Below are 26,359 nucleotides of genomic sequence, written 5' to 3' on the forward strand. Positions count from 1 at the left end.
ATCTGTCTCCTGCGGTCCTGCGGCCCACCCCGCCCCGGATCAAAAAGAAGGGGCGGGCCGCAAAACCGATCGGTGGGTGGTTACTTCTTGTACTTGTCGCCGATTTTCTGGGCCGCTTCCTGACCCTTGGCCAGCGCGTCCTCAACGGTGCCCTGCCCGGCAATGGCCGAACTCACGCCCTGCGACACCGTGGTGCCAAGATCCGCGAACTCCGGAATACCCACGAACTGGATACCAACCACGGGACGTTCCTGCAGACCCGGGTTCTTCGGATCCGCGTTCTCAATCGCCGAACGCTCCGCTTCGAAGAACGGTGCGGCCTTCTGGAACTCAGCGTTCTCATACGTGGAAATCCGCTTCCCCGACGGAACCTTGGCCCAGCCAAGCTTCTCCGCAACCAGCTCCTCATACTCCTTCGAACTGGCCCACGCAATGAACTTCCCCGCAGCGTCCTGCTTCTTCGAGGCAGCCTGCACGCCCCAGGACCAGGTCCACAGCCAGCCCGAAGAATCCGTCTTCTTCACCGGCGCCTGGGCGTAACCGATCTTGCCCTTCACCGGCGAACCCTCAGCTTCAAGGGCACCGGCGGCGGAGGTAGCGTCGTACCACATCGCCACCTTGGACTGGGACATGTTGTTCAGGCACTCCGTGAACCCGGCCTGGGCAGCACCGGCCTCACCATGCTTCTTCACCAGATCCACATAAAACTGCGTGGCTTCCTTGAACTCCGGGGCATTGACCTGGGCATTCCAGTCCTTATCGAACCAGGTACCCCCGAACGTGTTCACCACCGTCGTCAACGGAGCGAAGACCTGGCCCCAGCCCGGCTGGCCGCGCAGGCAGATGCCCTTCATACCCGGAGCGGCACCATCAGCCTTCGCCGCCAGCTCCGCCACCTGGTCCCACGTGGGCTTCTCCGGCATCGTCAGGCCCTTGGCCTCCAAGACGTCCTTCCGGTACATCAGGAAAGACGACTCCCCATAGAAAGGTTCGCCATACAGCTTGCCGTCCTTGCCCGTCAGCGACGCGGTGTAGGCAGGCAGGATGTCGTCCTGATTAAACTCGGGGTCTTCCGCCACGGCATCAAGCGGGGCCAGCCAACCGTTCTCCGAATAGAACGGAATCTCGTAATTCGACAGCGAAGCCACATCGTACTGGCCCGCCTGGCTCGAGAACTCCTGACTGATCTTCGCCCGCACATCGTTCTCCGGCAGGATCGTGTAATTAACCTTGATCCCCGTCTCCTTCGTGAAGTTATCCGCAGTGAGCTTCTGCAGATCCTCCATCTGAGGATTGTTCACCATCAGGACATTAATGCTCTTCTGATCACCGTCAGCCGTACCGCCGCCGGCACCGGCACAAGCCGATGCGGAGAGGGCGATGCACAAGGCACCGGCAGCGAACGAGGCAGCGCGCATAGTGGGGCGCATAAGAACTCCTTTGTGCTTAAAGGTCTGGGAACCAGTCCGGACCGCTGTTCCCGGGCCTGCGGACTGGATGATCACTCGGGCCGAAGCGTACGACGGTCTCTCAACCGCCCTGCACTTTTGAGCAGACCCGATCCGCTCATCTGTCATGTGACTCTAGTCATATACACTCGATTGAGCAAGAGCAGATTTCTCAATTGATCGTCCAAAGGAGGTGAATCGGTGTCCGGGTCTTCGCATGACGAGCTTCTGGCACAGGTCAGCAGGGATTACTACCTGGAAAACCGGCCAAAGGTGGAGATTGCTGCCAGCCATGCAATTTCACGGTTCCAGGTAGCGCGGCTGCTCGCTGAGGCGCGTGAAAAGGGCATCGTGGAAATCAAGGTGCACTTCCCCTCCGCCTTCTCCGACTCGGACGTGCGGCGGCTCGAGTCATGGCTGGGTATCCGGCAGGTTGTGGTCGCAGACTCCAGCGGTGACGAAAACCAGGCCCGCAGGATTCTGGCCAAAGCTGCAGCTGCCGAAATTACCCGTCAAGCACCGGCCGGCGGAACGCTGGGCATTTCATGGTCCCGCACCCTGGATGTCGCCTCGCAGCTGGTCCGCGACCTTCCCCGTTGCGACATCGTACAGCTGGCGGGCGCCCTGCCGGCGGCGGCAGAAAGCAACCCGCTGGAGCTTATTCAGCGCCTTGGACATTTGAGCGACGGGATGACGTGGCCCCTGTGGGCGCCCCTCGTGGTTGAAGATCCCATCACTGCATCCGGACTTCGCCGGCAGCAGGAAATCGCCGGCGCCCTCACCAAAGCCGATTCATTGGACCTTGCGGTAGTGGCCATCGGCGCCTGGAAGGCCGGCAGCTCCACCGTCTGGGAGCGGGCCGACGAGTCAATCCGGCAACGGGCCTTGGAGGCCGGCGCCGTGGCGGAGTGCTCGGGCAGGCTGCTGGATGCGTCTGGCACTGCGGTCAAGTCGGGACTGGACGAGCACATCATCGCCGTCACCATCAAGCAGCTGCAGCGCACCCCCAACGTCATTGCCGTGGCACAGGGCAAGGCCCGGGCGGACGCAGTACGGGCCGTGGCCAGGGCCGGATTCATCACTACGCTGATCATGGATATCCCGCTGGCCAAGGCCCTTTACGAGCTAATGAATGAGGAGAAATAAGCTATGAGCGTTGTCGTCGGCGTGGACTCCTCCACGCAGTCCTGCAAGGTCCTCACCGTCGATGCGGCCAGTGGCGAGGTCATCACCGCGGGTGCCGCCGCCCATCCGGACCTCACCGCAGTGGATCCGCGGATCTGGACTGGGGCACTGAAGGACGCGTGGCGGAAGGCCGGCGCGGACAGCTTGGGGAGCTCAGTTGCCGGTGCCGGCATCGCGGCGCAGCAGCACGGCATGGTGGCCCTGGACAGTTCCAGGACACCCGTCCACGATGCGCTGCTGTGGAACGATACCGGCAGTGCGCCCGACGCGGCGCGGCTCCGGGATGAGTTGGGCTCCGAGGCCTGGGTTGACGCTGTAAACCTGGTGCCGGTGGCTTCCTTCACCATCTCCAAGCTGGCATGGCTCGCACGGAACAGGCCTGAAGCCGCCGCCCGCGTGGACCAGGTAGTCCTGCCGCACGACTGGCTGAACGGCGCCCTCGGCGGGGACTTTAGTACCGACCGGAGCGATGCCTCGGGCACGGGATACTTCTCCCCGGTGACGAACAGCTACCGGACGGACCTGCTGGAACGCTTTTTTGGGCGCGTACCCAACCTTCCGCGCGTCGTGGCCTCCCATGAGCAGGCGGGGACCGTCCGCGGCGGCTGGGGCATCGATGGCGCCGTCCTGGCAGCTGGCGCCGGCGACAATGCGGCAGCAGCACTGGGCCTTGGCCTGCGTCCCGGCGAGGTTGTCGTCTCGATCGGCACGTCCGGAACCGTTTTCACTAGCACCGAATCAGCAACCCGGGACCAAACCGGCAGCATCGCAGGATTCGCCGACGCCGCCGGCGGTCACCTTCCCCTCCTGGCCATGCTCAATTCGGCCCGCGTCATGGCCGCCACAGCAGCCATGCTCGACGTCGACCTCGCCCGGCTCGACGACCTGGCCCAACGCGCCGACAGGGACGCCGGCGGCCTGACCTTCATCCCCTATCTCGACGGCGAGCGCAGCCCTGACCTCCCCAATTCGAACGGCAGCCTCGCGGGCCTGACCAGGGCAAACATGACTCCGGAAAACCTTGCCCGCGCTTCCGTCCTCGGCGTCCTGAACTCGCTGGCCGACGCCGTCGACGTCCTGAAGCGCTCCGGCGGCGCCCCGGACAAGGTGCTCCTCATCGGCGGCGGCTCGAAGTCCCAGGCGCTGCGCCAGGCCGCCGCAAGCATCTTCAACCTGCCGGTCGAAGTACCCGCAACCCGGGAGTATGTGGCACTCGGCGCAGCCAGGCAGGCCGCATGGGCAGCCTCCGGGGAACTCCCTGACTGGAGCCGGAAGATAGACGCCGCCTACGAGCCCGACGGGGACTGGGGCCTGGCCGTTCGGGAACGTTACGCGGAAGCCCGCAAGGCCTTCTACGGGGTATAGCCCTGGTGGGCTGCCGGCCTACCTGTCCCCGACCTTACGCGGCGGCCCGCTGGATTCACGCGGAATGAGTGTGGGGATCGACTTCCTGATCCGGGGTTCCTGGGTTGGGTCCATGATGAGGTCGATGGCCGTCCTGGCGATCTGGTCCAGGGGAACGTGGACCGACGTCAGCGGGGTGGGAAGCCTGGCGGACAACGGCGTGTCGTTGTAGCCCACCAGTGCAAGGTCGGGGCCGATCCTCAGCTCATGGCGGTGGGCGGCCGCCATGATGCCCATGGCGGTGTTGTCGTTGGCGGCAAACACCGCAGTAGGCCGTTTTTCCGCGGCCAGAAGCACTTCTCCTGCAGCGAAACCGTTTTCAATGCCGTAGCCGGCCGCCACGAGCCAGGACTCGGACGGGGTGATCCCCGCTTCGTCCATGGCCTTGCGGGCCCCCGCCAGGCGGGCTATGCCCGTGGACGTGAAGGAGGGGCCCGTGACGACCGCAATGTCGCGGTGCCCCAGGTCGATGAGGTGGCGCACGGCGAGGTAGCCGCCCACTTCGTCGTCACCCAGCGCGGACGGGCTGACGCCGTCAGTGCGCAGCACCAGGGCGTGCGGGACGCGGCGTTCGCGCAGGAAGAGCGGAAGGCCGTCGTCGAGCCTGGCCGTGGCCAGGATCAGCCCGTCTACGTTGCGGTCCAGCAGCGTCTCGGCGGCACGCCGTTCGTCGTCCGGATCATCACCGCTGGTGGCCACCATGGCGAAGTAGCCGCGCGAGGACGCCGCCCGTTCCAGCTCCTCGAACATCAGCGCCATGACGGTGTCGCTCAGCCGCGGGACGAGGACGCCGAGCGTGCGGGTCTCCCCCCGCCGCAGGCTCGAGGCGAACGAGTTCCGCCGGTAGCCCAGTTCCTCGGCAACCTTCCGTACATGCGCGGCAGCGGCTGAGCGGGACGTCGTGCGCTCATCCAGCGCGCGGCTGGCCGTGGAGATGCTGACGCCGCTCGCGGCGGCGACGTCCTTGAGCGTGACGATGGTGCCGGGGGCCGGTTCCATGGGCCGTTCTCCTCTTCAGCAGGGGTGTAACAGACACTCTATTCCCCTTTTTGCAAACGTTCTCTTGACAGTGAGCTGTGACACGTGCGAACCTGAAAACGTTCCCGCAAACGTTTTCACAAAGAAGCGGGACGGCCGACCATCAAAGAAGACATGAGGTAGTTCCAATGACCATCGATCTCCGTGGGCTGGTCCCCGCACCCGTCACCCCGTTCAACCGCGACGGCAGCGTCGACGTCGACGCGATCCACCGCCTGGGCGGCTGGCTGGCCAGCGTCGAGGGCGTCAAGGGCCTGGTGGTCCTGGGCCACGCCGGCGAAGGAACGTTCCTGACCCAGGACGAGCAGGCCCTGGTGATCCGCGAGTTCAAGAACGCCGTGAATGGCGAGCTTCCCATCATCGCCGGCATCACCGGCGAGGGAAACACCGTCGCAGCCCTCGAGGCCAAGCGCGCCGTCGAGGCAGGCGCCTCGGCAGGCCTGGTTTACCCGTCCCACGGCTGGCTCCGCTTCGGCTACCAGAAGGGCGCCCCGCAGACCCGCTACAAGGAAATCTACGAAACCTCCGGCCTGCCGCTGATCCTGTTCCAGTACCCGGACGCCACCAAGGCCACCTACGACCTGGAGACCCAGCTCGAGATTGCCGGCCAGGAGGGCGTGTTCGCCACCAAGAACGGTGTCCGGAACATGAAGCGCTGGGATACCGAGATCCCGGTCCTGCGCGCCACCTTCCCCGACCTGCAGATCCTCACCTGCCACGACGAATACCTGCTGCACACCATGTTCGACGTCGACGGCGCCCTGGTCGGCTATGGCGGACTGGCACCGGAGCCCCTGGTGGAGCTCATCGCCGCCGGCAAGGCCGGTGACTACAAGGCAGCGCGTGCCATCCATGACCGCCTCCTGCCGGTGACCAAGAACGTGTACCACCGCGGTTCCCACATGGAAGGCACCGTCGCCCTCAAAGAAGGCCTGGTGGCCCGCGGCATCCTCGAGCACGCCACCGTCCGCCCGCCGCTGCTTCCCCTGGCGGAGGGTGCGGACCAGGAGATCGCACTGGCCCTGAAGTCCGCCAACCTGGGCAGCGTCACCGCCCGCGTCTGATCCACCCCTTCACGGATCCTTCCGGGCGGCGGGTCCCGCTACCCGCCGCCCGGCCCCAAAGCTTCACACTCTCCATTCCGGTCAATGACGACCACCCAGCAACGCCGCTGAATAAGGAGGACTCGCCAATGCGCGAGCAGAATAGGACCATCACACACCCCGGCACCAGGGACGAGCAGATGGCAACGCAGCACGGAACCCCTAACCAGGGGACCACCAAGAAACAACGCACGTTCCTGGGCTACCTTGCCCTCATGGGCCCGGCCTTCGTGGTCGGGGCATGGCAGTTCGGTCCCGGCAACCTCACCACCGCCGTGCAGGCCGGCAGCCGGTTTGACTACTCCCTCGTGTGGGTCATCGCCGTCTCCACCGTCCTGATGATCTTCTTCACGGACATGAGCGTCCGGCTCGGGATCGTCACCCCCGTCTCCCTGATCAGCTCGATCAAGGAGCACCTGGGCAAATGGGTCGGGGTGCTGGCAGGCTTCGGCGTCTTCGGCATCACCCTGATGTTCTCCGTCGGCAACGCCGTGGGATCGGGCCTGGGCCTGTCCCTGGTCTTCGGAGGATCCCCGGTGCTGTGGACGGTCGTCTGCACGGCCGCCGTCGGCTTCGTCCTGGCCTTCCGCAACGTCTACGGGGTCGTCGAAAAGGTCCTCCTGGGCATCGTGGTCCTCATGGGCCTGGCCTTCATCGCCAGTACCATCGTGGCCCAGCCCGACTGGTACCGGTCCATGGCCGGAATGGTTCCCCAACTGCCGGCCGGCAGCGAAATCCTCATCGTGGCACTGGTGGGCACCAACTTCTCCATCAACGCCGCCTTCTACACCTCCTACGGTGTGAAGGAACACCGCCGCACCCGTGCCGACTACCGGGACATCACCCTCGTGGACACCATTCCCGGCATCGTGGCCCCCGGCATCATGACCGCCCTGGTGATCCTGGTCGCCGCTGCAGTACTCGGAAAGACCGGCGCCGAGGCCGGCACCATCAACGCCCTTGCCTCCGTCTTCACGCCGCTGGCAGGGCCGGTGGGCTCGATGGTGTTCGCCCTGGGCCTGTCCGGGGCAGCGTTCTCCTCCATGATCGCCAACGCCACCGCCGGAGGCACCATGCTCTCCGACGCGCTGGGCCGCGGCCCGAAAGCAGGGTCCCCCACCGCCCGCATCTGCACCGGACTGATCCTGGCCTTCGGCCTGATCATCACCCTGTCGTTCCAGTCCTCGCCGGTCGGGCTCATCGTCATCGCCCAGTCCCTGACCGTGCTCATCGCCCCACTGCTCGGAATTCTGATCGTGACCATGGCCAACAAGACCGCCGTCATGGGCGACCTCCGCAACAAGTGGTGGCACAACGTCTTCGCGGTCGTAGGCCTCATCGCCATCATCAGCTCCTCCATCAGGCTCATCACCATCCTTATCGGATAAGGGGACTGACGGCCCCGTCAACAGGCAGTGCCCCCGCCGGGCCGGCGGGGGCACTGCCGTGCGTGCGCTGTGGCGGCCGTCGCGAAAGGCGGGAACGTACGACGGCGGAACCTCCCGCCGTCGTACGCCCGCCCTGGGGCCGTGACGGGCCTGTCAGTCCCCGCCGCGCCGGTACTGGAGCAGGACCACCCCGTTGCCGAAGGCGCGGGTGCCGGCCAGCTCGAGGTCCGCGGTGAAGTCCGGCGACCGGAACAGCCGCTGCCCCTCCCCCACCACCACAGGGTGGATGTAGAGCCGGTATTCGTCCACCAGGCCCAGCCGCAGGAACGCCTGCGACAGGTTTGCCCCGCCGAGCACCAGGTCGCCGCCGGGCTGCACCTTCAGCTCCGCAATCTGTTCAGGCACGACGGCGGGAATCACCGTGGTGTTCCAGCCCGCCGAGGTGAGGGTGCGGGAGAAGACGTACTTGGGCTTGTCCCGCCAGATGCCGGCGAACTCGGCCATGACGGGCGGGGCGTCCGGGGCCTGGTCGGCGGTTGGCCAGAAGTCCGCCATCAGTTCGTGGGTGACCCGGCCGCTGAGGAACGCGCCCATTGCCCGCAGTTCGTCATTGAAGTGCTGGTGCAGTTCCTCGTCCACGCGGTGCCAGCTGATGTCCCGGCCCGGCCGCTCGAAGAAGCCGTCCACGGACAGCGACATCATCAGGATGATTTTCCGCATGGGGTGCTCCTTGAGCGATGCGAGCGGGCCGGCGTGGCCGGTTCATGGGGTTCGGCGGTCACGGTGTCTTTGTTACACGCGGCTGTTTACCAACCGGGTGGATTTGGATTCTGCAATCCGCTTGATGGCGGCCAGTGTTACGGGAATGCCGTCGAGTGCCTGCTGGGTACGGTCGGCGATCTGGGCCTGGGCCCCGTCGCCGAACTTTTCCTCGAACATGGCTATCCCGTCCGGCAGGAATTCCCATGACTCGGTGAGCGTCGTCCCGGCATCCGCAGGGGTCATGGTGAAGCCCCAGCGGACAAACTTGCCTCCTACGACCCAGGCGAACTCGCGGCCGCGGTCGGCTGCCACCACCTGCGACCGGGTCTCCCACGTACGCTCCGGCAGTTCATTGCGCCCGGTGAACCAGGCCCCGGGCTGGCCGGCGGTGTCCTCGTCATCCCACCAGCACGATGTACAGACAGGGCTCCAATCGCCGGTGCGGGTGATGTCCGAGACCAGGTCGTAGAGGGTTTCGGCTGATGCCTGGACCGTAATGGACTCCCGGTATTGGCGGATGCCGGTCTGGTTCATGGGTCCGTCCTTCCTGTCGTTCACTTTTTCTGCCTGCGGCTGCCGCCGTGCCAGTCCTCCTGCTGGCCGACCGTATCCGCGGCCACTCCGAAGGCAGGAAGCTGCGGCTGCTCGCGCAGGCTGCGCTTGAGTTCCGCGAAACCGGGGAAGCGTGCCAGCCCCACGACGTGGTCCCACAGTTCGGCGGCCGACTCCTCGTCCGGCAGGCGGCTGATCACGGGCCCGAAGAAGGCCACGCCCGCGGGGGGCTCAAAGTGGATGATGGGAGTGCCCACGTCCTTGCCTGTCAGGGCCAGCGCCTCATCCGTTTCCTGCCGGATTTCAAGGTCCCAGGATTCGTCGTCGAGAGCGTCCGCCAGCGCCAGGGGCAAGCGGGCCTCGGCGAGGATCGGCTCGACAAATTCCCGCGTCCCGCGCCGCTCACGTACCTCGCCCCCGGTGCGCTGGTCTGTGTCCGGCGCAGTTTCGAAGATGTGTGTTCCGAATGCTTCGTAGAGGCGGGCGATCGACTCGCGGCCGTGCTCGGCGCGCGCCCTGGCCGCCACCCGCAGCAGCCGGAGCCCGGCGGTGTGTCCGGCCTCGTACTCAGGCGGGAAATGGGCGTCATAGTCAACGTCGGCGTTGATCTGGCGCAGGGCAATGAACCGCCAGTCCACGGTGTAGTCCCGCCGGGCCTGCACCAGCCGAACCCATTTGCTGGTCATCCACGCGAAAGGGCAAACCGGATCGAAGTAGAAGTTGATATCGGCATTCATCCGTCCACCCTTACACCGGTTAGTGACGCACGTCTAATTCATGCGACGCCGTGCGCTATGGGATCGGCGTTCTGGACGCATTCGTTGTGCCCGTTAGCAATCGCTGCAGCGGGCAGCGGCTCCTCAGACGGGGTTCTCATCATTCGCCATCGCTTCGACCCAATCAATGGCTTCGTCCGGGAAATAGTGGCCCGGTTCTTCGCCCAGGCCGGCCCACCACGGATCGGTGCTGGCCGGTCCCCCGGCGCGGGCGATTTCAGCCACCACGCCTTCCGGTACCACGCCGCCGTTGTTATCAATCAGCCATTCCCGCGTGGATGGCTGCAGTCTTATCCACCATTGCCCGATGCCCATACGCGAAGTCTTCCACGAAGGGCCTTGGAGTTGGAGGCCAGTCCGTGTTCCCTACAGGATTCGGGATCAGTTCAGTTCCCACGAAGCGTTCAAAGAGCCTGACCGTAACAGGCAAGAGGCGTGATGGGAGTGACGGTGAACGGCATGGCCAGCAGTGGCTGCACCCTCGTCACGAAGTCCTTCACATGGTCTTCTTCGTTGTGGGCCTCAAGGTCCTCGTGCCGGGCCCAGCCTTCAAAGAGGACGAACGTACCTGGCCTCTGATCGTCAGCGAAGACCGTGTATTCGAGGCATCCGGCGTCTTTTCTGCTGGCTGACTGCAGCCCGGCGAGCGCTTCACGAAGCGCCGCTTCCTGCCCTGGTTTTGCGGTAAACACCGGCATGAGCCAGACGTGCGCTTCTTCTTGGCTTGCTGTTGTATCTGGCAATTTGTGCGTCCTCCGCTGTTCCTGTGCCGGGCCGGGAGGGGCGGCACGGCCGCCCCTCCCGTTGGGTCATGCGTTGATCTGTGGGACCTCGACCCATGTTTCCTTGGCGGCGGATTCGACGATTGCGTCGTCGATCAGTGCCACCTGGTAGCCGTCGGCAAAACTGGGGCTGACGCTGCCGCCTTCTGCGATGGCCTTGAAGAAGTCGTAAGCCTCGATGATCTTCGTTTCGCCGTATCCGATGCCCAGGGCGGGGATGGGCCAGAGGCCTTCTCCGTAGGGGTGTGCCGGGCCGGTATACACGGTGCGGAAGCCACGGCGGTCGGCCTGGTCTGAAGCGAAGGCGACCTGCAGTTCGTCGCGGCGCTCGTAGTTGAACACGATGCTTCCTTCGGTTCCGTGGATTTCGAAGGTGATGTAGTTGTTCCTGCCGTGGGCGTTGCGCGTCGCTTCCACCGAACCGACGGCTCCGTTGGCGAACCGGATCATGGTCATCACTTCGTCGTCCACGTCAACCTGGCCTCGGGGGCCTTCTCCGCCGCGGACGGTGCCGAGTGCGTCGGCGCCGCCGGCCTGCAGCGGGCGCTCGGGGATCCAGGTGGACAGGACGGCGTTGACGGCGCTGAACTCACCGACGAGGTAGCGCGCCATGTCAATGACGTGGGTTGCGATGTCGCCGAGGGCGCCGGAACCTGCGATGGATTTCTGGAAGCGCCAGGAGAGCGGCGAGTTGGGGTCCGCGCTCCAGTCCTGCAGGTAGGTCCCGCGGAAGCTGAGGATGCGACCAATGGCGCCTTCCTCGATGTACTTCTTTGCCAGCGCAACGGCAGGGGTGCGCCGGTAGTTGAAGGCCACCATGTGGACGATGTTCTTGTCCTTGACCGCGTCATACATGGCCTTGGACTCTTCGCCGGTACGCGCCAGGGGCTTTTCGCAGATAATGTGTTTTCCCGCCTCAGCCGCGGCAATGGCAATCTCGGCGTGGAGGTGATTGGGCGTAGCAATATCGACGACGTGAATGTCGGGGTCCTCGATGATGCTGCGCCAATCCGACGTGGACTTTTCGAAGCCGAAGCGGCGGGCCGCTTCCGAAGCGAGGTCTTCGCTGGCTTCTGCAATCACTTTGCGGACCGGCATAGCCGGTGCAGGCCAGAAGAACATAGGCATGGCGGCGTAAGCCAACGAGTGGGCCTTGCCCATGAAGCCGCCTCCGATGAGGCCGACGTTGAGGTTCTGCATGTGAGTCTTTTCCTTCCGGAAGGCAGGGCTGATGCCGGCTTTGGCGATGCCCTGCGGTTGAAAATTAGTTGGAGAGGAGCTTTTCCAGGTATTTCTTGCTGATGGCGGCCGCTTCCCGGGGGTCGCCGTCGTAGTTGTCGAGTTCGACCATGAGCCAGCTGTCATACCCGCTTTCCCGGATTGCGGCGATGATGTCCGGGAAGTCCAGCTCGCCCTGTCCCAGGGGCAGGAAATTGAAGGGGTCCCGCTGGAAGTCTTTAAGGTGCACGTGCCGGATACGGTCTGGGTATTTCCGGATAATCGCGGCCGGGTCGGCCCCACCGGCAGCAAGGTGGGCGGTGTCGGGGCAGAAGCCGATCCGGGTGAGCGGCATCAGCTTGTCCAGTTCGTCCGGGCTCTCCACGATGGTGCTCAAGTGCGGGTGGTAGCTGGCTGACAGCCCGAAGCTTTCTGCGATGTCCGTGACTTTGTCCAGCGCCTGGCCGAGCCGGCGGTAGTCTTCCTCGGTGGTGCCGGCCGCGCGGCGTGCTCCGCCTCCTACTACTAGCCGTTCGGCTCCGAAGCCGGCAGCCAACTCGGCGGCGCGGTGGATCCGGTGGAGCTCGTCGGGAAGTATGTCGGAATAGATGAAGTTCGCCCCGGTATAGACGCTGGTTAGTTCGATTCCGGCAGTAGCCAGGATCTCCTTGAGTTCTTCGGGCTTCTCTGCGTACTCCGCGAGGTTGCCGTCGAACATTTCAACACCCTGGTAGCCGACTGAGGCGATGTCCTGGACGGCGTCCCGCATCGACCCGTGGGTCAGGTAGAAAAGGTCCTTCACGCTGGTCACGCCTTGCGGGTGGCCGACGACGCCGCCCCAGGTGATGGAACAGTAACCGAGTTTCATTGCTTCTGCCTTTCAGCTGCTGAGGAAGACTTGAGTGATCCGATGAGGTTGTCTGTCTGGGGAACGTCGACCCACGTCTGCTGCGCGGCTGAGCGTACGACTGCATCGGTGAGGAGTGCTGCCCGCAGTCCATCCCGGAAGGTGGGCAGACCGTCGGGTTCTTGACCCTGGACAGCCGCATATACGTCTGCGACGAAGGCATTGAAGCTGTCCTGGTAGCCCTGCGGGTGACCCGGAGGAAGCGTGGCGTACCGTCTCCCGCCGGGGGTTGTGAGGGTTTGAGGGCCTACCGGGATGTGGGCGGTTGAGTCGGTGCGGCCCATGTGCAGGGTGTCCGGCCGTTCCTGGTTGAAACTGAAGGACGCTTCGGTGCCGTCGAAAGAGAACCAGAGGCGGTTCTTCCTTCCGGGACTGACCTGGCTGACTACCAGGGATCCTGTGGCGCCCTGGTCCGTCTCGAACAGGAGCGTCGCCCCGTCCTCGGTAGCCACAGAGGACATACTCCCTCCTGTTTCCCGCTGATCGTAGGCACGGCTGGTGCTCGCTACGAGCCGGATAATCTTGTGCCCGGTGGTGAATTCCATGAGGTCGCACCAGTGGACGCCGATGTCACCGAAAGCCCTGGACGCACCGCCGATCGATGAATCGACCCGCCAGTTGGTGGCTTCTGCGCCCACGAGCCAGTCCTGCAGGTACGAGCCGTGCAGGAGCCAAAGACTGCCCGCCTCGCCGCGGGCGATCCGGTCCCGCGCTTCGCGCACGGCCGGATAAAACCGGTACACGAACGGAACGCCAGTAACCACGCCGGCCTGGTCCGCGAGCTCTTTCAGCTCCCGGGCGTCATCAACGCTGGTGGCCAGTGGCTTTTCGCAGACGACTGCCTTTCCTGCAGCAATGGCCTTGCGGGCGAGGTCGGCGTGGGTCGCATTCGGTGTGCAAATGTGGACCACGTCCACGTCGTCCCGGGCTATCAATGCCTCGGGCGTAGCGGCCGCGAAACGGGCGCCGAGTCCGGCTACGGCGGACTCGGCTGCTGCCAAGGTCCGGCCGGCGACTGCGGTGACTTCACCGCCTGTTGCGCGAACTGCATGGGCGTGGACAGAGCCCATGAATCCTGTTCCGATGATTCCGGCCCGTAGTTGGAAAGTCACGGGTGCTACTTCTTCCTGGCCAGCGCGACAGCCAGGATGATGATGGCACCGCGCACCACCTGCTGCTGGCTGCTGTCGAGCCCTGCGAGGATCAGTCCGTTGTTGATCAGTCCAATCAGCAGCGCCCCGAAGAGAGTGCCGATGATGGACCCGAACCCGCCAAAGAGGCTGGTTCCACCCAGGATGACGGCAGCGATGGCGGAGAGTTCGTCTCCGGATCCCCACTGAAACCGCCCCGACTGGAGACGTCCGGCGTAGAGCATGCCGGCGACGCTTGCCGCCACGGCCGAGATAAGGAGCACCTGGAATTTGATGCGCTTGGTGTTGATGCCGGTAAACTCTGCGGCGTTGCGGTTGCCTCCAGTAGCCAGGACCTGACGGCCGAACTTGGTGCGGTTCAGCACGACGGCGCCAATGGCGACGAAGATGGCGCTCCACACCACCAGACCCGGAATCGGACCGAAATTGCCGGATCCAAACAGCATGTTGAACGTGTCGTTAAGGATGGGCTGAGGCGCCGAGGCCGTGATCCACTGGGCCACGCCGACGGCGATGCCCAGCATGCCGAGCGTCACCAGGAAGGAAGGGATGCCAAGGAGGCTGACCAGGGCACCGTTGACCGACCCGACGACGAGCCCGACAGCGAGGCCGGCCAGGATGCCGGGGATCAGGCCCCACTGGGAGAGTGCCATCGCGGTGCAGACACTGGAGAGACCGGCCACGGATCCGACGCTCAAGTCGATCTCTGCACACGCGATCACATAGGTCATGCCGACGGCGATGACGGTGATCGTGGCGGTCTGCCGGAAGATGTTCAGCAGATTGTTTGGCGACATGAAGCCCTGGTCGCGCAGCAAAACTGCGAAGAAAAGGAAGACCACGACGAAGCCGATGTAGATGACATAGCGACGCCAGTCGAGTTCTTTCAGGACGGTACCGAAATTGCGGGCCGCGTTGTCCCGCGGCGCTACGGAGTTTGCCTTGCTCACTGTTCAGACTCCTTGGACTGCGAGTTGGAGATATTCCTCGTCAGCGATTTCGCTGCGGGGAATGTCACGGATGATGGAACCGTCCTTGAGGACGAGGACGCGGTCGCTGACCGCAAGTAGTTCTGGATACTCGGAGGAGATGACGATGACGGCTTTTCCGGTACTGGCCAGTTCACGGATCATGTCCAGGATTTCGCTTTTGGTGCCGATGTCGACGCCGGCCGTGGGCTCGTCCAGGATCAGAATGTCCGGGTCGGTACCCAGCCACTTGGCGATGACCACCTTCTGCTGGTTTCCGCCCGAAAGGAGCCGCACCGGACGGTGGGGATGGGCGACTTTCACTGCGAACCTCTTAATCAAGGACGAAGACAGCTCCTTCGCCTTGGCCCCGTCCAGGAAGGGTCCCCGCTGGATCTGGCTGAGGAGGGGAAGCAGCAGGTTGTCGTGGACGGAGTGCTCCAGGACAAGCCCTTGGGCCCTGCGGTCCTCCGGGATGAGGGCGAGGCCGGCATTGATGGCCTGCTGCGGTGAGGTCAGGGTTACCTTCTTTCCCCGCAGGAGGACTTCGCCGCTTTCCGCCTTGTCAATTCCGAAGAGTGCACGCGCGAGTTCGGTTCGTCCGCTTCCCATCAGCCCTGCCAGGCCAAGGATTTCGCCGGGCCGGAGTGTAAAGGAAACGTCCCGGACGCGCGGCCCCGCATTGAGTCCGCGGACTTCCAGCAGCGGCGCCCCTTCGTGTGCCACGTGGTCCCGGGCACGATAGGAAAGCTGGCCCTCGATCTTCTTGCCCACGATGCCTTCCACGATCTGTTCGGGAGTGACGTCCGTCAGTGGCGCGGTGAGGAGGTGGCGGCCGTCGCGGAGGATAGTGATCCGGTCCGCAAGCCTGTACACCTCATCCATGCGGTGGGAGATATAGATGATTGAAATGCCGCGCTGCTTGAGCCGGTCAATCAGTTCGAAGAGGGCTTCGGATTCATGCCGGGCAAGGCTGGCTGTGGGTTCGTCCATGATCAGCACCTGGGCGTTCTGTGCGAGCGCCTTGGCGATCTCGGTCAGCTGCCAGTAGGCAGTGCCGAGCCGCGAGACCTCGGCGCGCGGGTCGACGTCGACCTCCATCTCAGTGAAGACTTCCCTGGCCCGGCGCACCGCGGCACGGTCGTCGATCATTCCCCCCACGCCGAGCGGTTCGGCGGCAAGGAAGATGTTTTTGGCTACGGTCAGGCTCGGTACCAGGCTGAATTCCTGGAAGACCATTCCGATTCCGGCGGCCTTCGCGTCCTGGATGGAGTTTATGGCTGTCGGTTTGCCTCCAACAAGGATCTCCCCGGCATCTGCCTGGTAAACGCCCTGGAGGATTTTCATCAGCGTGGACTTCCCTGCGCCGTTGCCGCCTGCGAGCGCGTGGACTTCGCCCTTGCGGACGTCGAAGCTCACGTCCTTCAGTACGGTAACGCCGTTGAAGCCCTTGGAGATCGATCGCATTTCGACGACATTGTCTGCGGTGTTCATCGTTGCCCTTTCGGCGCGGTGCGGAGGAAGGAACCCCCGCACCGCCGGTTCTTGGCTACTGCTTGTAGGAGTCCCGGATGTCCTTCGGAGCATCCTCGTGGTAGACCTGCTTCCAGGCTTCCAGAACGTTGGAGTGGTCAACCGGGAGGGCGCTCAGTGCCACGTAGGCCGGAGCTTCCTTGCCGATGAGCGCCCCTGCGGCCAGCCGCGCTTCCGTGACACCCTGGTCGAACGGGACCTGCGCTCCAAGGCCAACAATGAGTTCGTCTTTGGCCAGGGCAATCGCGACGTTCTTGCCCAGGTCCTCGGTGGCGATTTTCAGGTCCTGCCGGCCCGCGGCCCTCGCGGCTGCCATGACCCCTTCTGCGGGGACATCCCAGACAGCCCAGATGCCGGACAGGTCGGGGTACTTGCTCAACATGGCGTTGGCAGCAGCCTGTGCGTCTCCAGCGAAGTCGGGACCGGCGATCCCCTTTTCTTCGACGATCTGGATCTCCGGATATTCCTTCGTAATCGTTTCCTTGAACCCGTCGTAACGCTGCTTGGTTACGAAGAAGTCGGCCTGGTGGAAGACCACCCCGATCTTCCCCTTGCCCCCGAGTGCTTTAGCCATCTGGTGGGCAGAGACGACGCCGTTGCCGTAGTTGTCGGCGGAAACAACAGAAACGTAGTCCTTACCGGCGGTCAGTCCCTGGGGGATGTTGTCCATGAAGACGAGCTTTGTCCCGGCAGCTGCAGCCTTCTTATAGGCCGATGCCGTGGCGACGGGATCGGTGGGGATGGAGACGATGATGTCAGGGTCCTGGGTCATGACCGTCTCGATGTCCGAGACCTGCTTGTCCGGCTTGAAGTTCGCATCCGTTGTGGCGATGACCTTGATGCCGAGTTTTTCGAATTCACTCTTGAGCCCGTTGACCTGGGCCGTGGCCCAGTCGTTGCCGCCGTAGTGCATCACGATGGCGGCTTTGGCGTTGAGTCCCTTGACCTTCTCGATCTCTTCGGGCGTCAAATCTGCGACGGAGGCGGGCGAGGGGGTCTCGCCGTTGGGGCCCTTGCTCAGGACCTGTCCCTTGATCTTATCGAGGGCCTGCTGGGCCTTCTCTGACACGCCGGCGTCGGGAGCATTCGAGGTGTCTGCTGCCGGGCTGCTGCAGGAAGCGATGGATAGGGACAAGGCTGCGGCGAGGGCCACAATGGGAAGCCTGCGGATCATCATTGTTCTCCAGTGCTTTGAGTGGTGGATGGATGGGGTGGATGTTGAATGTGGGTCAGGCGAGGGCAATAGCCAGGGCTGGAGGAACCGGCGACAGGACAAGCCCGCCGGAGGCCGACGCTGCGCGGATGGCAGCGGCCTTGTCTGAAGCTCTCAGGAGCGCCTCTGCGTGCACTCTGTCGACGAACAAACCGAGGGAACATGGCCCGTGGTGGGCTTGAACCCACTTCACCGCCTCGTTAGCCGCCTTCCCCATGTCAGCGCCCGGTTCCGCGGCGGGGCCGGAGATGGTGGACACCGAGGCGGGTTTACCCGAGTTGTCGACGAAGAGGACCAGGCTTGCCCAAAGCAGGTTTTCATCGAAGATTCCGATGACCGCCGAGGAACCGGCAGGGACAAAGGTGCGGACAGCGGCTGCGAGATCGTTCGGCGGCGCGTCTTCCAGGATCAGTTCCAAATTTGCCCACTGGGACTCATCGACGTTTTGAAGCCCAGTGTTGGGATCGAGCGCGAGGGCGTCGGCGATCGTGTCAGCCATCCCGCTCCTTTCCTCCGTTGGTGGTTGGGGTCACTTCCGTAAGCGTTTATGGAATACCGTGAACGTTTACGGACACCATCGTAAACGTTTACGGAGAGAGGTGTCAACCATCACATTGCAATTCCTTTCCGGCGCGCGGGCCGGTGGCCCGGCGTAAGATCGAAAGGCATGGAACCCGAGGGTTTGTGCCATTGAGGTGCTAGACAGGAGAGAGTGTGGCAGGCACGACTGTTCCCCGCGAGGCGAACGAGAGGTTACCGGACGCCCCGTTGCGGCGGCGCAAGCCTACTATCAACGATGTCGCGAGCGCGGCCGGCGTGTCGTTCGGCACGGTTTCGCGGGTGCTCAATGACGCGCCGGATGTGAGCGCCGCGACACGGGAACGTGTCTTGCAGGTCATCAAAGACATCGGCTACCGGCGCAACCGGGCGGCCACTGCATTGGTTACCAGCCGATCGACGTCCATCGGCATACTTTCCGACGGTTCGCCGCGGTTTGGTCCTGTGGGTACGCTGATGGCTCTCGAAAACGTTGCCCGGAAGAAGGGCTATGCCACAACCGTCATCAGTGTCGAGAAGCCCTATGATGCGTCCGTCCAGGACGCCCTCGACACCCTGGACGATACCGGAGTGGGGGGAATCATCGTCATTGCCCCGGTGGTGGACATGGCAGCCGCCGTATGGAACGCCACGTGCCGCGTCCCTGTGGAGATGATTGCCGCCGGGGCATCCTCAACCCCCAACGTCTTCACGTACTCGGAAAACCAGGAACTGGGAGCGAGGCTGGCCACCCAGCACCTCATAGATCTGGGCCATAGGGACATCGCCCATATTGCAGGATCCATGGAATGGTTCGATGGCCGGGTGCGCAAACGCGGCTGGGAAGCGGCGCTGAGGGAGGCCGGACTCACGCCGGGGCTTTGCCTCGAGGGCGACTGGAGCCCCAGGTGGGCCTATGAGACGGGCATCCGGCTGGTGCGCGAGGGAAGAGTTCCCCAGGCCATCTTCGCAGCCAGTGACCACACTGCCCTCGGACTGATCCGGGCTTTCACCGAAAACGGCATCCGCGTTCCGGAGGACGTCAGCATCGTGGGATTCGACGACGTTGAAGGATCTGATTATTTCCTTCCTCCCCTGACCACCGTGCGCCAGGACTTCACCGCGCTGGCGCTGATGAGCACCGAGGTGCTTCTGGGTGCCATGGAGGGGCGGGACGTTGACCGCACGCCGATCCCGCCCACCCTTGTGGTGCGCGACAGTGCCCGCCAAGCCACCTCCCAAACGTAGAAACGGCAGGGAAGTGAGCGAGCGTTCGCGGAAAACCTGCATTAAGTGAGAGAGCGTCGGAGGGGACGACGGCGGGACTACTAGCCGGGATCGCCTGCCGTGCCGTTCTCCCCGGCCTTCGTCAGCGTGAAGATTCCGTAGCGCATTGCGCCGGTGCGGTAGGCAAGGATCATGCGGGGAATGCTCAGGACAGCACCGCGGTTGCGTGCGCCCAGGGCGACGCCGCGCATTTCGCGATCGATGAGCAGGACCTTCGGGAGCCTGCCGGCGCAGATCCACCAGGTGCGGGCCACGCGGCGGCTGACGTCCTCATAGCTGGCGACCGTAAAGCCCGCCGCCGTTGCCATCGCCTCATACTCCTCGCGCGTGCCCATCGACGGCAGGCGCCCTTCGCGGCAGATCGGCTCCAGCAGGTGGCGGACCTTCCAGCCCCTGGCATCGGTCCCGACGAGCCACGCGCAGACGACCAGGCGGCCGCCCGGGGCCAGCACGCGGTGCGCTTCGGCGAAGAACCTGGGCTTATCCACCATGTGCTCGCTCGACTCGATCGCCCATGCGGCGTCAACCGCGGCATCAGCCAAGCCGTTGGTAAGCCAGTCGCGGACCTGGATGTCCACGCCCGGTACCGGATGCGCAGCGGCGTACTGGGCCTGCTCGGCGGACAGCGTGAAACCGGTGACGCGGACCCCGCGCGTCACCGCGACCTGCCTGGCGGTGGCGCCGTAGCCGCAGCCAATGTCCACGCATGTTTGGCCGGGCGCGAGACGCAGCCGGTCGCCAACCGCGTCCACCAGCGCCTCGACCGCTTCACGAGGTGTCTCCCGGCCCGTCAACCAGAACCCGTGATGGACATGGTCACCCCACACCCGGCGGTACACGGGATCGAGGTCGTCGTAGTGGTCCGCCACTGCCACGGCGTCCTGGGAGATATCGGGCACGATCATGTCACACCAGCCAGCGCCACCAGCGTGGCTGCTCAGGTTCCGGCACCGGTTCGGGCTCCGGTTCCTCGCCCAGGGCCAGCGCGGCCTGGATGATGTCGTCCGCCGTAAGCGTCATGACGGCGTCACGGTCCAGCGCGTCGAGGCTTTGTTCCTCGTCGAGCGACAGCCGCAGCGCCTGCCGGTTGAGGGCCTGTTCGAACAGCGTGCGGGCGAACCGTGCGTTGCCCGAATCCTCGCCCGCGTGGAGGCCGGTGAAGATCTGGCGCAGCACCTGGTCCGCCTCGGGCTCCAGCATGTACTCGTGCTGGGCCAGCATCCGGTGGAAGATCTCCTGGAGCGCGTCGACGGAATAGTCCGGAAACGTAATCTCGCGGGCGAACCGCGAGCGCAATCCCGGGTTGGAAAGCAGGAAAGCCTCCATCAGCCGCGGATAGCCGGCCACGATCACCACAAGCCGGTGGCGGTGGTCCTCCATCCGCTTGAGCAGGACCTCGATCGCCTCGGGCCCGAAATCCATCCGGCCGTCCTCGGGGGCCAGCGCGTAGGCCTCGTCGATGAACAGGACGCCGTCCAGCGCGCGCCGGATCACCCGGTCGGTCTTGATGGCGGTCTGCCCGACGTACTGCCCCACCAGGCCCGAACGGTCCACCTCCACCAGGTGGCCCTTCTGCAGCAGGCCGACAGCGCGGTACATCTCGGCCAGAAGCCGAGCCACGGTGGTCTTGCCCGTGCCCGGGTTTCCGAGAAACACCAAATGTTGCGACGTGGCCACCTCCGGCAGGCCGTGCGCTTTCCGGCGGGCCTGGACCTGGAGCAGCGCCACGAGGGCGCGGACCTGTTCCTTTACGGTCTCCAGCCCGACCAGCGCGTCCAGTTCCGCCTGCACCTCGGCCAGCGGCCGTGTCGGCCCGGGCCTCGCACCCATGAGGTCACCGACAAGGTCGTCAACGCGGTCCGACCCGGGCAGCTTGAGCTGATCGGCCAGGTGGCCGATGGTTTCGCGCAGGTCGTCGAGCGGGTTGCGGCCGTGAGCCATGCCTCCACTGTAAACCTCTAAGCCCAGGTCCTGGATCCAAGGAGCTACACGGAAAGAAGCTGATAGAAATCGCGGCCGGGCGCAGCCGGGTGGCTGAAATCAGTGCCCATGCTGCCAGACTATCGGTCAGGGCAATCCACAGAAGGAGACAGGACATGGGGTTCCACCCGTACCGTTCACCATCCGCCGGGCGCGAGGTGCGCGCCGTCCTTTTCGACACCTTTGGGACCGTGGTGGACTGGCGCTCCGGTGTCGCACGGGAGGCGGCGGCCTTTGCCGCGGAGCGGGGGCAACATCTCGACGCCGAGGCCTTCGCGGACGACTGGCGCGCCCTGTACCAGCCGGCCATGGACGCCATCCGCAGCGGCGCCCGTGAGTTTGCCACGTTGGATACGTTGCACCGGGAAAACCTGGACCAGGTGCTCCGCCAGCACGGCTTCGACCCGGAGCGGCTCGATGCGGGAACTCTGCAGGAACTCAGCAGGTCCTGGCACCGGCTCCCGCCGTGGCCGGACAGCGTGGAAGGCCTGGCCGCCATCCGCCGCTGCTACATTGTGGGACCCCTGTCCAACGGCAACACCTCCCTGCTGCTGGACATGGCCCGGAACGCCGGCCTGCCGTGGGACGTGATCATCGGCTCGGACATGACCCGCACCTACAAACCGCTGCCGCAGGCCTATCTTCGGACCGCGGAGTTCCTGGACCTAGACCCCGGCGAAGTGATGCTCGCGGCGGCCCACAACGACGACCTGCAGGCCGCCCGGACAGCGGGACTGGCCACGGCCTTCATCGCCCGCCCCACCGAATACGGCCCTGCCCAGACGGCGGACCTTGCCCCGGAGGCCGACTGGGACCTCTCGGCCGCTAGCATTCCGGAACTGGCCGGCCTCCTCGGGACCCTCGCAGATCCAACAAACGCGTAACATCGGTTGGCTGGACCCGCCACGGTCCTGACCCAAGACCAGAACATTGGGCCTCCACAGCACGTCGTATGCTGCTTTGGCACCGTGTCGGGGGCGGCCGGAATGAATTGCGCGGGATGATGGGATAAGCCCAATGCGATGCCTCTCTGGCAGGGATGAATCAGGCTTTATGGGTTGTAAGGGAAGCGGTAACGCCGGCATTGGCGGACCTCCGCGGAAGAGGAGCGAAGGACAGTCGTGGGCATAACGGTCAAGGATGTTGCAAGGGTTGCTGGCGTCTCCACAGCCACTGTGTCACGGGCGTTGCGCGGCATGGAATCAGTGGACCAGGACACCCGCCGTCATGTCCTCGAAGTAGCCGCGCGGCTACAGTATGTCGGATCTCCCGCGGCAGCGGCTCTTTCCACCGGCAAGGCCGGCAGTATCGGGATCATAACGCCGTACGTCGACCGCTGGTCTTTTGGCCGCATGCTTGCGGGCATTGAGCGCGAGCTGCGGGCTGCGAATTTTGATCTCCTTTTGTACTGCACCGGCGACCCTAGTGATCCGCACCCCGTGCCGCCGCACCAGCGACTTGCCCGGCGCGCTGACGGCTTTCTTATTCTCTCCGTTGCGGCCGAGAGCCCCGATCTGGAAGAGCTCTTCAAACTCAGGATGCCGATAACCATGATCGGAGCCAGCGCGCCGTGGACGTCGAGCGTCCGGATAGACGACCGGGCAGGCGCTGTGAAAGCGACCACCCATCTTATCGAGCGTGGCCACGACCGGATCGGCGTGATTTACGGTCGCGAAAAGGACAACCCCATGGTCCTGGAGCACCAAAGGTACCTCGGGTACTCCGAGGCAATGGACCGGGCGGGTCTTTTGATCGACAACGGCATTGAGGCCGGCGGTGATTTCACCGTACAGGGCGGCGCCCGGGCAATGGGAGAAATATTGGACGCCGACAAACCGCCCACTGCTGTCTTTGCGTTTTCCGACGAGATGGCTTTCGGCGCCCTCCAGGCCATGAAGGGCCGCGGAATCCAGCCGGGGAAGGAGGTAGCCATTATTGGTTTCGACGGCCATGACCTCGCTGAGGTGATGGATTTGAGCACGGTCAGCCAGCCCCTGGAACTCATCGGCTCAACAGCGGCGAAGAATCTACTCGCCGATCTGGAGGATCCCTCGCGTGAACGCACCGCCAAAGTACTACCGACGGAGCTGATCCCGCGCGGTTCAACCGGCGCGGGATCAGCTCAGGGTTCGTCCGGGTCTTAACCGCCGGGCAGCACCCTCGAACGCTGCTCGTTGCCCGCCGGCCCGTAGGGCCAGTCGCCGCACTGCGGAGCGCTGGCCCGATCCAGGATGGCCATCTCCTCCGGTGTGAGTGTCAGGGCTGCCGCCCCCAGGTTGTCCTTGAGCTGAACCTGCGTCCGGGCGCCGACGAGAACCGTCGACACGCCGGGCTTCTGCGCCACCCAAGCCAACGCAACCTGAGCCATGGAGGCTCCCCTGTCGTCGGCAATCTTGTGTACGACGTCGAGTACTTCCCAGGTCTGGTTGCTGGCGGCACGCTTGGCATAGGCCTCTATTCCCCGGGAAGGGTCCTCACCCAGGCGAGTGGCTCCGGTGGGGTCGACGTCGCGGCGGTACTTCCCCGTGAGCCAGCCGCCGCCCAAGGGCGACCATGCCATCAGGCCCATGCCATTTTCGAGGCAGGCGGGGAGGATTTCCCACTCGATTTCGCGGACCAGGAGACTGTAGCTGGGTTGCATGGTGACAGGAAGCGCGAACCCGTTGCGGCGGCACACCTCGGCCGCTTTCTGGACCTGCCAGCCGAGAAAGTTCGAGAGGCCGCAATAGGAGATCTTTCCCTGCCTGATCGCGTCGTCGAGGAATCCGAGCGTCTCCTCCAACGGGGTCAGCGGATCGAAGGAGTGCGCCATGTAGATGTCGATGTGGTCGGTGCCCAACCGGCGCAGGGAATTGTCCAATGCCCTGCGCAGGTGGCGGCGCGAAGTACCCTCAGCCCCGGTGGCCCGCTCCACGGGGAAGCGTCCCTTGGTCAGAAGGACGACGGGGGCCGTGATGCTCTCGGGCCGGGCCTTGAGCCACCGGCCCACGATGCTCTCTGCCGCACCGCCCCCATACACGTCGGCGCAGTCGAGCATGGTCCCGCCCTGTTCGACAAAATTATCCAACTGCGCGAAGGCATCCGTTTCATCCGTTTCGCTGCCAAAGGTCATGGTTCCAAGCGCATACCTGGAAACGGTCAGGCCGCTGCGGCCAAGGGTGTTGTACAGCACGGTACTTCCTTTAGGTGAGGGTCGTTGGAAAGAGGAGAATCAGAGAGGGCGGGGCCTGTAGGCATCCGCGAGCCTGTCCATGAGCACGTTCATCCGTTCGTCCACTTGTCTCCGGGCAGGGTCTTCATCGTGCCAGGCGATCATTTCGCGGGCACCCTGGCTGAAGGGGATTGTGGCCGAAAAGCCGGGGACGAGGGAGCGTATCTTGCTGTTGTCGAAGATCATCGTGTTCGACTTATCCCCCAGCAGCGCAGCTCCCCATTCATTATCGGCGGCGGCGATGGCATCTGAGGCAACATGGAGGAGTACGGGCTCCAACACGCCTGCGGCCGCGGCTACCTGGCTGTAAATCTGGTTCCAGGAAGGAGACTCCTGACCAGTGATGTGCACCGCTTCGCCAACTGCGGAGGCGTTTCCGAGCAGGCCGGTGAAGCCGGATGCGAAGTCCTTGCTGTGCGTGATGGTCCAAAGCGATGTTCCGTCACCTGGCACGATCACCGGCTTGCCCTGACGCATCCGCTCCACCACCGTCCAGCCGCCGTCGAACGGGATCATGGTTTCGTCATAGGTGTGCGATGGGCGCACTATGGTGACCGGAAAAGCGTCGGCCCGGTAAGCGTCCATGAGCTGTTCCTCACAGGCGATCTTGTTGCGCGAGTATTCCCAGAAAGGGTTCCGCAACGGCGTCGACTCCAAGACAGGCAGGCGCGTGGGCGGCGTCTGGTAGGCCGAGGCCGAGCTGATGAAGATGTACTGTCCTGTGCGGCCGCGGAAAATTTCGATATCCTGCTTCACCTGGTCGGGCGTGAAGTTCACCCAGTTGACGACGACGTCGAAGGTCAGGCCGCCTATGGCCTCCTGGACCGAGAGCGGATCGCGGGAGTCGCCCCTGAGCCGGGTGGCGGCCTCGGGTATCTCGCGCAAACCGTTCGTGCCTCGGTTCAGGACATAGACATTCATACCCGCTTCGACCGCGCGGCGGGTGCAGTGCGCGCTGATGATGCCGCTGCCGCCGATGAAGAGTACTTTCAGGGCTGTCACGCTGTTCTCCTCTGGTTATTTATGGCGTCCGTCGTCATTTGACTCCTCCGGCAGTCAGGCCGCTGATGATCTTGCGTTGGAAGAGCAGCACGAGAATGACCAGCGGCACCGTGACCACGACGCCGGCGGCCATCTGCGTTCCGAACGGCTGGTCGAACTGTGAGTCTCCCGTGAACTGGGCCACAGCGACGGTCACGGGCTGGGCGGCCGGAGTCTGGGACATGGAATTGGCGATCATGAATTCGTTCCAGGCGGAAATAAACACCAGGATGGCTGTGGTGAAGACCCCGGGCATGGCCAGGGGAAGGATGACTTTGCGGAACGCCTGCCAAGGCGTGCAGCCGTCGATGCGGGCCGCCGCTTCCAGTTCCCAGGGCATGGCGACGAAGAAGCTCGTGAGGATCCAGATGCCCAGCGGAAGGGTGAAGCTGATGTCCGGGACGATCATGGCCTGGTACGTGTCAATCCATCCCCAATCGGCAAAGATCTGGAACAGCGGTGTCAGGATCGCCACCCCGGGGAACATGGAGGCTCCCAGGAAGAACGCCAGTGTCAGCGTTTTACCCCTGAACTCCAGCCTGGCGAGGGCATACGAGGCAAGCACCCCGATCACGATGGAAACTCCGGTAACGGTCGAGGCGATGATGAAGCTGTTCTGCAGGGCCAGGATGAAGTTGTTGCTGCTGCCGAACACCGCCGCATAGTTGACGCCGGAAGGGTTCAGCGGCCACAGCCGGTTATCGAAGATTTCGGCGGTGGGTTTCAGGGATGAGACTGTCATCCAGTAGAACGGCGCGATGCAGAAGGCCACGATGAAGAGGATGCCGGCATAGAAACGAGTGCGCCGGATGCGGTCGTGGACGCTTCTCCGGATCTTCGGAGCTGCGCCAGCGGTACTAGTCAGAGTTGCCATG

General features: G+C 64.2%; 26 protein-coding genes. 7 read left to right on the plus strand and 19 right to left on the minus strand.

Annotated elements, in window-relative coordinates; all coding sequences use genetic code 11:
• Positions 1–80: 80 nt before the first annotated feature.
• Positions 81–1,430: an ABC transporter substrate-binding protein gene (locus ACIQCM_RS10045; protein ID WP_400605642.1), complete on the minus strand. Its 1,350-nt coding sequence runs from the start codon at positions 1,428–1,430 to the stop codon at positions 81–83.
• Positions 1,431–1,649: 219 nt separating this feature from the next.
• Here ACIQCM_RS10045 and ACIQCM_RS10050 point away from each other — a divergent pair, with 219 nt between their 5' ends.
• Together ACIQCM_RS10050 and xylB are read left to right on the plus strand one after the other, a co-directional pair.
• The gene (locus tag ACIQCM_RS10050) at positions 1,650–2,594 is read left to right on the plus strand and encodes a sugar-binding transcriptional regulator (protein WP_400605640.1); all 945 of its coding nucleotides are present in this window, start codon (positions 1,650–1,652) and stop codon (positions 2,592–2,594) included.
• A gap of 3 nt (positions 2,595–2,597) precedes the next feature.
• A complete protein-coding gene (gene xylB / locus ACIQCM_RS10055; RefSeq protein WP_400605639.1) occupies positions 2,598–3,998 on the plus strand; it encodes a xylulokinase in 1,401 nt (466 codons plus the stop codon).
• Positions 3,999–4,016: 18 nt separating this feature from the next.
• Here xylB and ACIQCM_RS10060 read toward each other — a convergent pair whose 3' ends face one another.
• Positions 4,017–5,036: a LacI family DNA-binding transcriptional regulator gene (locus tag ACIQCM_RS10060; RefSeq protein ID WP_400605637.1), complete on the minus strand. Its 1,020-nt coding sequence runs from the start codon at positions 5,034–5,036 to the stop codon at positions 4,017–4,019.
• A gap of 167 nt (positions 5,037–5,203) precedes the next feature.
• Here ACIQCM_RS10060 and ACIQCM_RS10065 point away from each other — a divergent pair, with 167 nt between their 5' ends.
• Positions 5,204–6,139: a dihydrodipicolinate synthase family protein gene (locus ACIQCM_RS10065; RefSeq protein ID WP_400605634.1), complete on the plus strand. Its 936-nt coding sequence runs from the start codon at positions 5,204–5,206 to the stop codon at positions 6,137–6,139.
• Between the two features lie 128 nt (positions 6,140–6,267).
• Positions 6,268–7,566, plus strand: a complete 1,299-nt coding sequence (locus ACIQCM_RS10070) for an Nramp family divalent metal transporter (RefSeq protein ID WP_400605632.1) — start codon at positions 6,268–6,270, stop codon at positions 7,564–7,566.
• Positions 7,567–7,719: 153 nt separating this feature from the next.
• On the opposite strand, the gene ACIQCM_RS10075 is transcribed toward ACIQCM_RS10070, so the two are convergent.
• The 12 genes from ACIQCM_RS10075 to ACIQCM_RS10130 all read right to left on the minus strand — a co-directional run bounded on the left by ACIQCM_RS10075 (position 7,720) and on the right by ACIQCM_RS10130 (position 17,927).
• Positions 7,720–8,286: a dihydrofolate reductase family protein gene (locus ACIQCM_RS10075; protein ID WP_400605629.1), complete on the minus strand. Its 567-nt coding sequence runs from the start codon at positions 8,284–8,286 to the stop codon at positions 7,720–7,722.
• Between the two features lie 72 nt (positions 8,287–8,358).
• The gene (locus ACIQCM_RS10080) at positions 8,359–8,862 is read right to left on the minus strand and encodes an SRPBCC family protein (protein WP_400605626.1); all 504 of its coding nucleotides are present in this window, start codon (positions 8,860–8,862) and stop codon (positions 8,359–8,361) included.
• Between the two features lie 20 nt (positions 8,863–8,882).
• Positions 8,883–9,617 carry a hypothetical protein gene (locus ACIQCM_RS10085; protein ID WP_400605623.1) on the minus strand — a complete coding sequence of 245 codons (735 nt, stop codon included), beginning with the start codon at positions 9,615–9,617 and terminating at the stop codon, positions 8,883–8,885.
• A 123-nt stretch (positions 9,618–9,740) separates the two neighbouring features.
• Entirely contained in the window at positions 9,741–9,971 is a 231-nt protein-coding gene (locus ACIQCM_RS10090) for a hypothetical protein (RefSeq protein WP_400605622.1), read from the minus strand.
• An 89-nt stretch (positions 9,972–10,060) separates the two neighbouring features.
• On the minus strand, positions 10,061–10,399 hold the full coding sequence (locus tag ACIQCM_RS10095) for a putative quinol monooxygenase (protein WP_400605620.1): 339 nt from the start codon (positions 10,397–10,399) through the stop codon (positions 10,061–10,063).
• A 66-nt stretch (positions 10,400–10,465) separates the two neighbouring features.
• Positions 10,466–11,638, minus strand: coding sequence for a Gfo/Idh/MocA family protein (locus ACIQCM_RS10100; RefSeq protein ID WP_400605618.1), 1,173 nt, complete (start codon positions 11,636–11,638; stop codon positions 10,466–10,468).
• Positions 11,639–11,702: 64 nt separating this feature from the next.
• Positions 11,703–12,524 (minus strand): sugar phosphate isomerase/epimerase family protein, encoded by an 822-nt coding sequence (locus tag ACIQCM_RS10105; RefSeq protein ID WP_400605616.1) that lies wholly within the window; start codon positions 12,522–12,524, stop codon positions 11,703–11,705.
• Complete coding sequence (locus ACIQCM_RS10110; RefSeq protein ID WP_377215185.1) at positions 12,521–13,675, minus strand: Gfo/Idh/MocA family protein; 1,155 nt, start codon at positions 13,673–13,675, stop codon at positions 12,521–12,523. The genes ACIQCM_RS10105 and ACIQCM_RS10110 overlap by 4 nt, the downstream gene beginning before the upstream one ends.
• A 5-nt stretch (positions 13,676–13,680) precedes the next feature.
• Positions 13,681–14,664, minus strand: a complete 984-nt coding sequence (locus ACIQCM_RS10115) for an ABC transporter permease (RefSeq protein ID WP_377215184.1) — start codon at positions 14,662–14,664, stop codon at positions 13,681–13,683.
• Between the two features lie 3 nt (positions 14,665–14,667).
• Positions 14,668–16,176, minus strand: coding sequence for a sugar ABC transporter ATP-binding protein (locus ACIQCM_RS10120; protein WP_400605614.1), 1,509 nt, complete (start codon positions 16,174–16,176; stop codon positions 14,668–14,670).
• 55 nt (positions 16,177–16,231) lie between these two features.
• Positions 16,232–17,392, minus strand: coding sequence for a substrate-binding domain-containing protein (locus ACIQCM_RS10125; protein ID WP_377215182.1), 1,161 nt, complete (start codon positions 17,390–17,392; stop codon positions 16,232–16,234).
• A gap of 52 nt (positions 17,393–17,444) precedes the next feature.
• Positions 17,445–17,927, minus strand: coding sequence for a hypothetical protein (locus tag ACIQCM_RS10130; protein ID WP_400605612.1), 483 nt, complete (start codon positions 17,925–17,927; stop codon positions 17,445–17,447).
• Positions 17,928–18,142: 215 nt separating this feature from the next.
• Between ACIQCM_RS10130 and ACIQCM_RS10135 the strand changes: the two genes are divergently transcribed.
• A complete protein-coding gene (locus ACIQCM_RS10135; RefSeq protein WP_400605610.1) occupies positions 18,143–19,213 on the plus strand; it encodes a LacI family DNA-binding transcriptional regulator in 1,071 nt (356 codons plus the stop codon).
• Between the two features lie 80 nt (positions 19,214–19,293).
• On the opposite strand, the gene ACIQCM_RS10140 is transcribed toward ACIQCM_RS10135, so the two are convergent.
• Together ACIQCM_RS10140 and ACIQCM_RS10145 are read right to left on the minus strand one after the other, a co-directional pair.
• On the minus strand, positions 19,294–20,157 hold the full coding sequence (locus ACIQCM_RS10140; protein WP_400605608.1) for a class I SAM-dependent methyltransferase: 864 nt from the start codon (positions 20,155–20,157) through the stop codon (positions 19,294–19,296).
• A 1-nt stretch (position 20,158) separates the two neighbouring features.
• Complete coding sequence (locus ACIQCM_RS10145; RefSeq protein ID WP_400605605.1) at positions 20,159–21,193, minus strand: AAA family ATPase; 1,035 nt, start codon at positions 21,191–21,193, stop codon at positions 20,159–20,161.
• Positions 21,194–21,348: 155 nt separating this feature from the next.
• On the opposite strand from ACIQCM_RS10145, the gene ACIQCM_RS10150 reads away from it, so the two are divergent.
• Together ACIQCM_RS10150 and ACIQCM_RS10155 are read left to right on the plus strand one after the other, a co-directional pair.
• Entirely contained in the window at positions 21,349–22,116 is a 768-nt protein-coding gene (locus tag ACIQCM_RS10150) for a haloacid dehalogenase type II (RefSeq protein ID WP_400605602.1), read from the plus strand.
• A gap of 237 nt (positions 22,117–22,353) precedes the next feature.
• Complete coding sequence (locus ACIQCM_RS10155) at positions 22,354–23,376, plus strand: LacI family DNA-binding transcriptional regulator (RefSeq protein WP_400605599.1); 1,023 nt, start codon at positions 22,354–22,356, stop codon at positions 23,374–23,376.
• On the opposite strand, the gene ACIQCM_RS10160 is transcribed toward ACIQCM_RS10155, so the two are convergent.
• From ACIQCM_RS10160 to ACIQCM_RS10170, 3 genes are read right to left on the minus strand one after another with little or no spacing between them, the layout of a single operon-like run.
• Entirely contained in the window at positions 23,373–24,404 is a 1,032-nt protein-coding gene (locus ACIQCM_RS10160; RefSeq protein WP_400605597.1) for an aldo/keto reductase, read from the minus strand. The genes ACIQCM_RS10155 and ACIQCM_RS10160 overlap by 4 nt on opposite strands.
• A 39-nt stretch (positions 24,405–24,443) precedes the next feature.
• Complete coding sequence (locus tag ACIQCM_RS10165; RefSeq protein WP_400605596.1) at positions 24,444–25,445, minus strand: NAD-dependent epimerase/dehydratase family protein; 1,002 nt, start codon at positions 25,443–25,445, stop codon at positions 24,444–24,446.
• 34 nt (positions 25,446–25,479) lie between these two features.
• Positions 25,480–26,358, minus strand: coding sequence for a carbohydrate ABC transporter permease (locus tag ACIQCM_RS10170; RefSeq protein ID WP_400605594.1), 879 nt, complete (start codon positions 26,356–26,358; stop codon positions 25,480–25,482).
• Between the last annotated feature and the right edge of the window lies 1 nt (position 26,359).

It is taken from the genome of Pseudarthrobacter sp. NPDC092439 (genome assembly GCF_044754945.1).
Lineage (GTDB): Bacteria > Actinomycetota > Actinomycetes > Actinomycetales > Micrococcaceae > Arthrobacter.

Excerpts from the sequence above, each read along its gene's own strand:
- ACIQCM_RS10120 (WP_400605614.1), bottom strand. The coding sequence starts at position 16,176 with ATGAACACCGCAGACAATGTCGTCGAAATGCGATCGATCTCCAAGGGC.
- ACIQCM_RS10140 (WP_400605608.1), bottom strand. The coding sequence starts at position 20,157 with ATGATCGTGCCCGATATCTCCCAGGACGCCGTGGCAGTGGCGGACCAC.
- ACIQCM_RS10075 (WP_400605629.1), bottom strand. The coding sequence starts at position 8,286 with ATGCGGAAAATCATCCTGATGATGTCGCTGTCCGTGGACGGCTTCTTC.
- ACIQCM_RS10125 (WP_377215182.1), bottom strand. The coding sequence starts at position 17,392 with ATGATGATCCGCAGGCTTCCCATTGTGGCCCTCGCCGCAGCCTTGTCC.
- ACIQCM_RS10145 (WP_400605605.1), bottom strand. The coding sequence starts at position 21,193 with ATGGCTCACGGCCGCAACCCGCTCGACGACCTGCGCGAAACCATCGGC.
- ACIQCM_RS10085 (WP_400605623.1), bottom strand. The coding sequence starts at position 9,617 with ATGAATGCCGATATCAACTTCTACTTCGATCCGGTTTGCCCTTTCGCG.
- ACIQCM_RS10060 (WP_400605637.1), bottom strand. The coding sequence starts at position 5,036 with ATGGAACCGGCCCCCGGCACCATCGTCACGCTCAAGGACGTCGCCGCC.
- ACIQCM_RS10045 (WP_400605642.1), bottom strand. The coding sequence starts at position 1,430 with ATGCGCCCCACTATGCGCGCTGCCTCGTTCGCTGCCGGTGCCTTGTGC.
- ACIQCM_RS10080 (WP_400605626.1), bottom strand. The coding sequence starts at position 8,862 with ATGAACCAGACCGGCATCCGCCAATACCGGGAGTCCATTACGGTCCAG.
- ACIQCM_RS10070 (WP_400605632.1), top strand. The coding sequence starts at position 6,268 with ATGCGCGAGCAGAATAGGACCATCACACACCCCGGCACCAGGGACGAG.
- ACIQCM_RS10105 (WP_400605616.1), bottom strand. The coding sequence starts at position 12,524 with ATGAAACTCGGTTACTGTTCCATCACCTGGGGCGGCGTCGTCGGCCAC.
- ACIQCM_RS10150 (WP_400605602.1), top strand. The coding sequence starts at position 21,349 with ATGGGGTTCCACCCGTACCGTTCACCATCCGCCGGGCGCGAGGTGCGC.
- ACIQCM_RS10100 (WP_400605618.1), bottom strand. The coding sequence starts at position 11,638 with ATGCAGAACCTCAACGTCGGCCTCATCGGAGGCGGCTTCATGGGCAAG.
- ACIQCM_RS10130 (WP_400605612.1), bottom strand. The coding sequence starts at position 17,927 with ATGGCTGACACGATCGCCGACGCCCTCGCGCTCGATCCCAACACTGGG.
- ACIQCM_RS10170 (WP_400605594.1), bottom strand. The coding sequence starts at position 26,358 with ATGGCAACTCTGACTAGTACCGCTGGCGCAGCTCCGAAGATCCGGAGA.
- ACIQCM_RS10065 (WP_400605634.1), top strand. The coding sequence starts at position 5,204 with ATGACCATCGATCTCCGTGGGCTGGTCCCCGCACCCGTCACCCCGTTC.
- ACIQCM_RS10090 (WP_400605622.1), bottom strand. The coding sequence starts at position 9,971 with ATGGGCATCGGGCAATGGTGGATAAGACTGCAGCCATCCACGCGGGAA.
- xylB (WP_400605639.1), top strand. The coding sequence starts at position 2,598 with ATGAGCGTTGTCGTCGGCGTGGACTCCTCCACGCAGTCCTGCAAGGTC.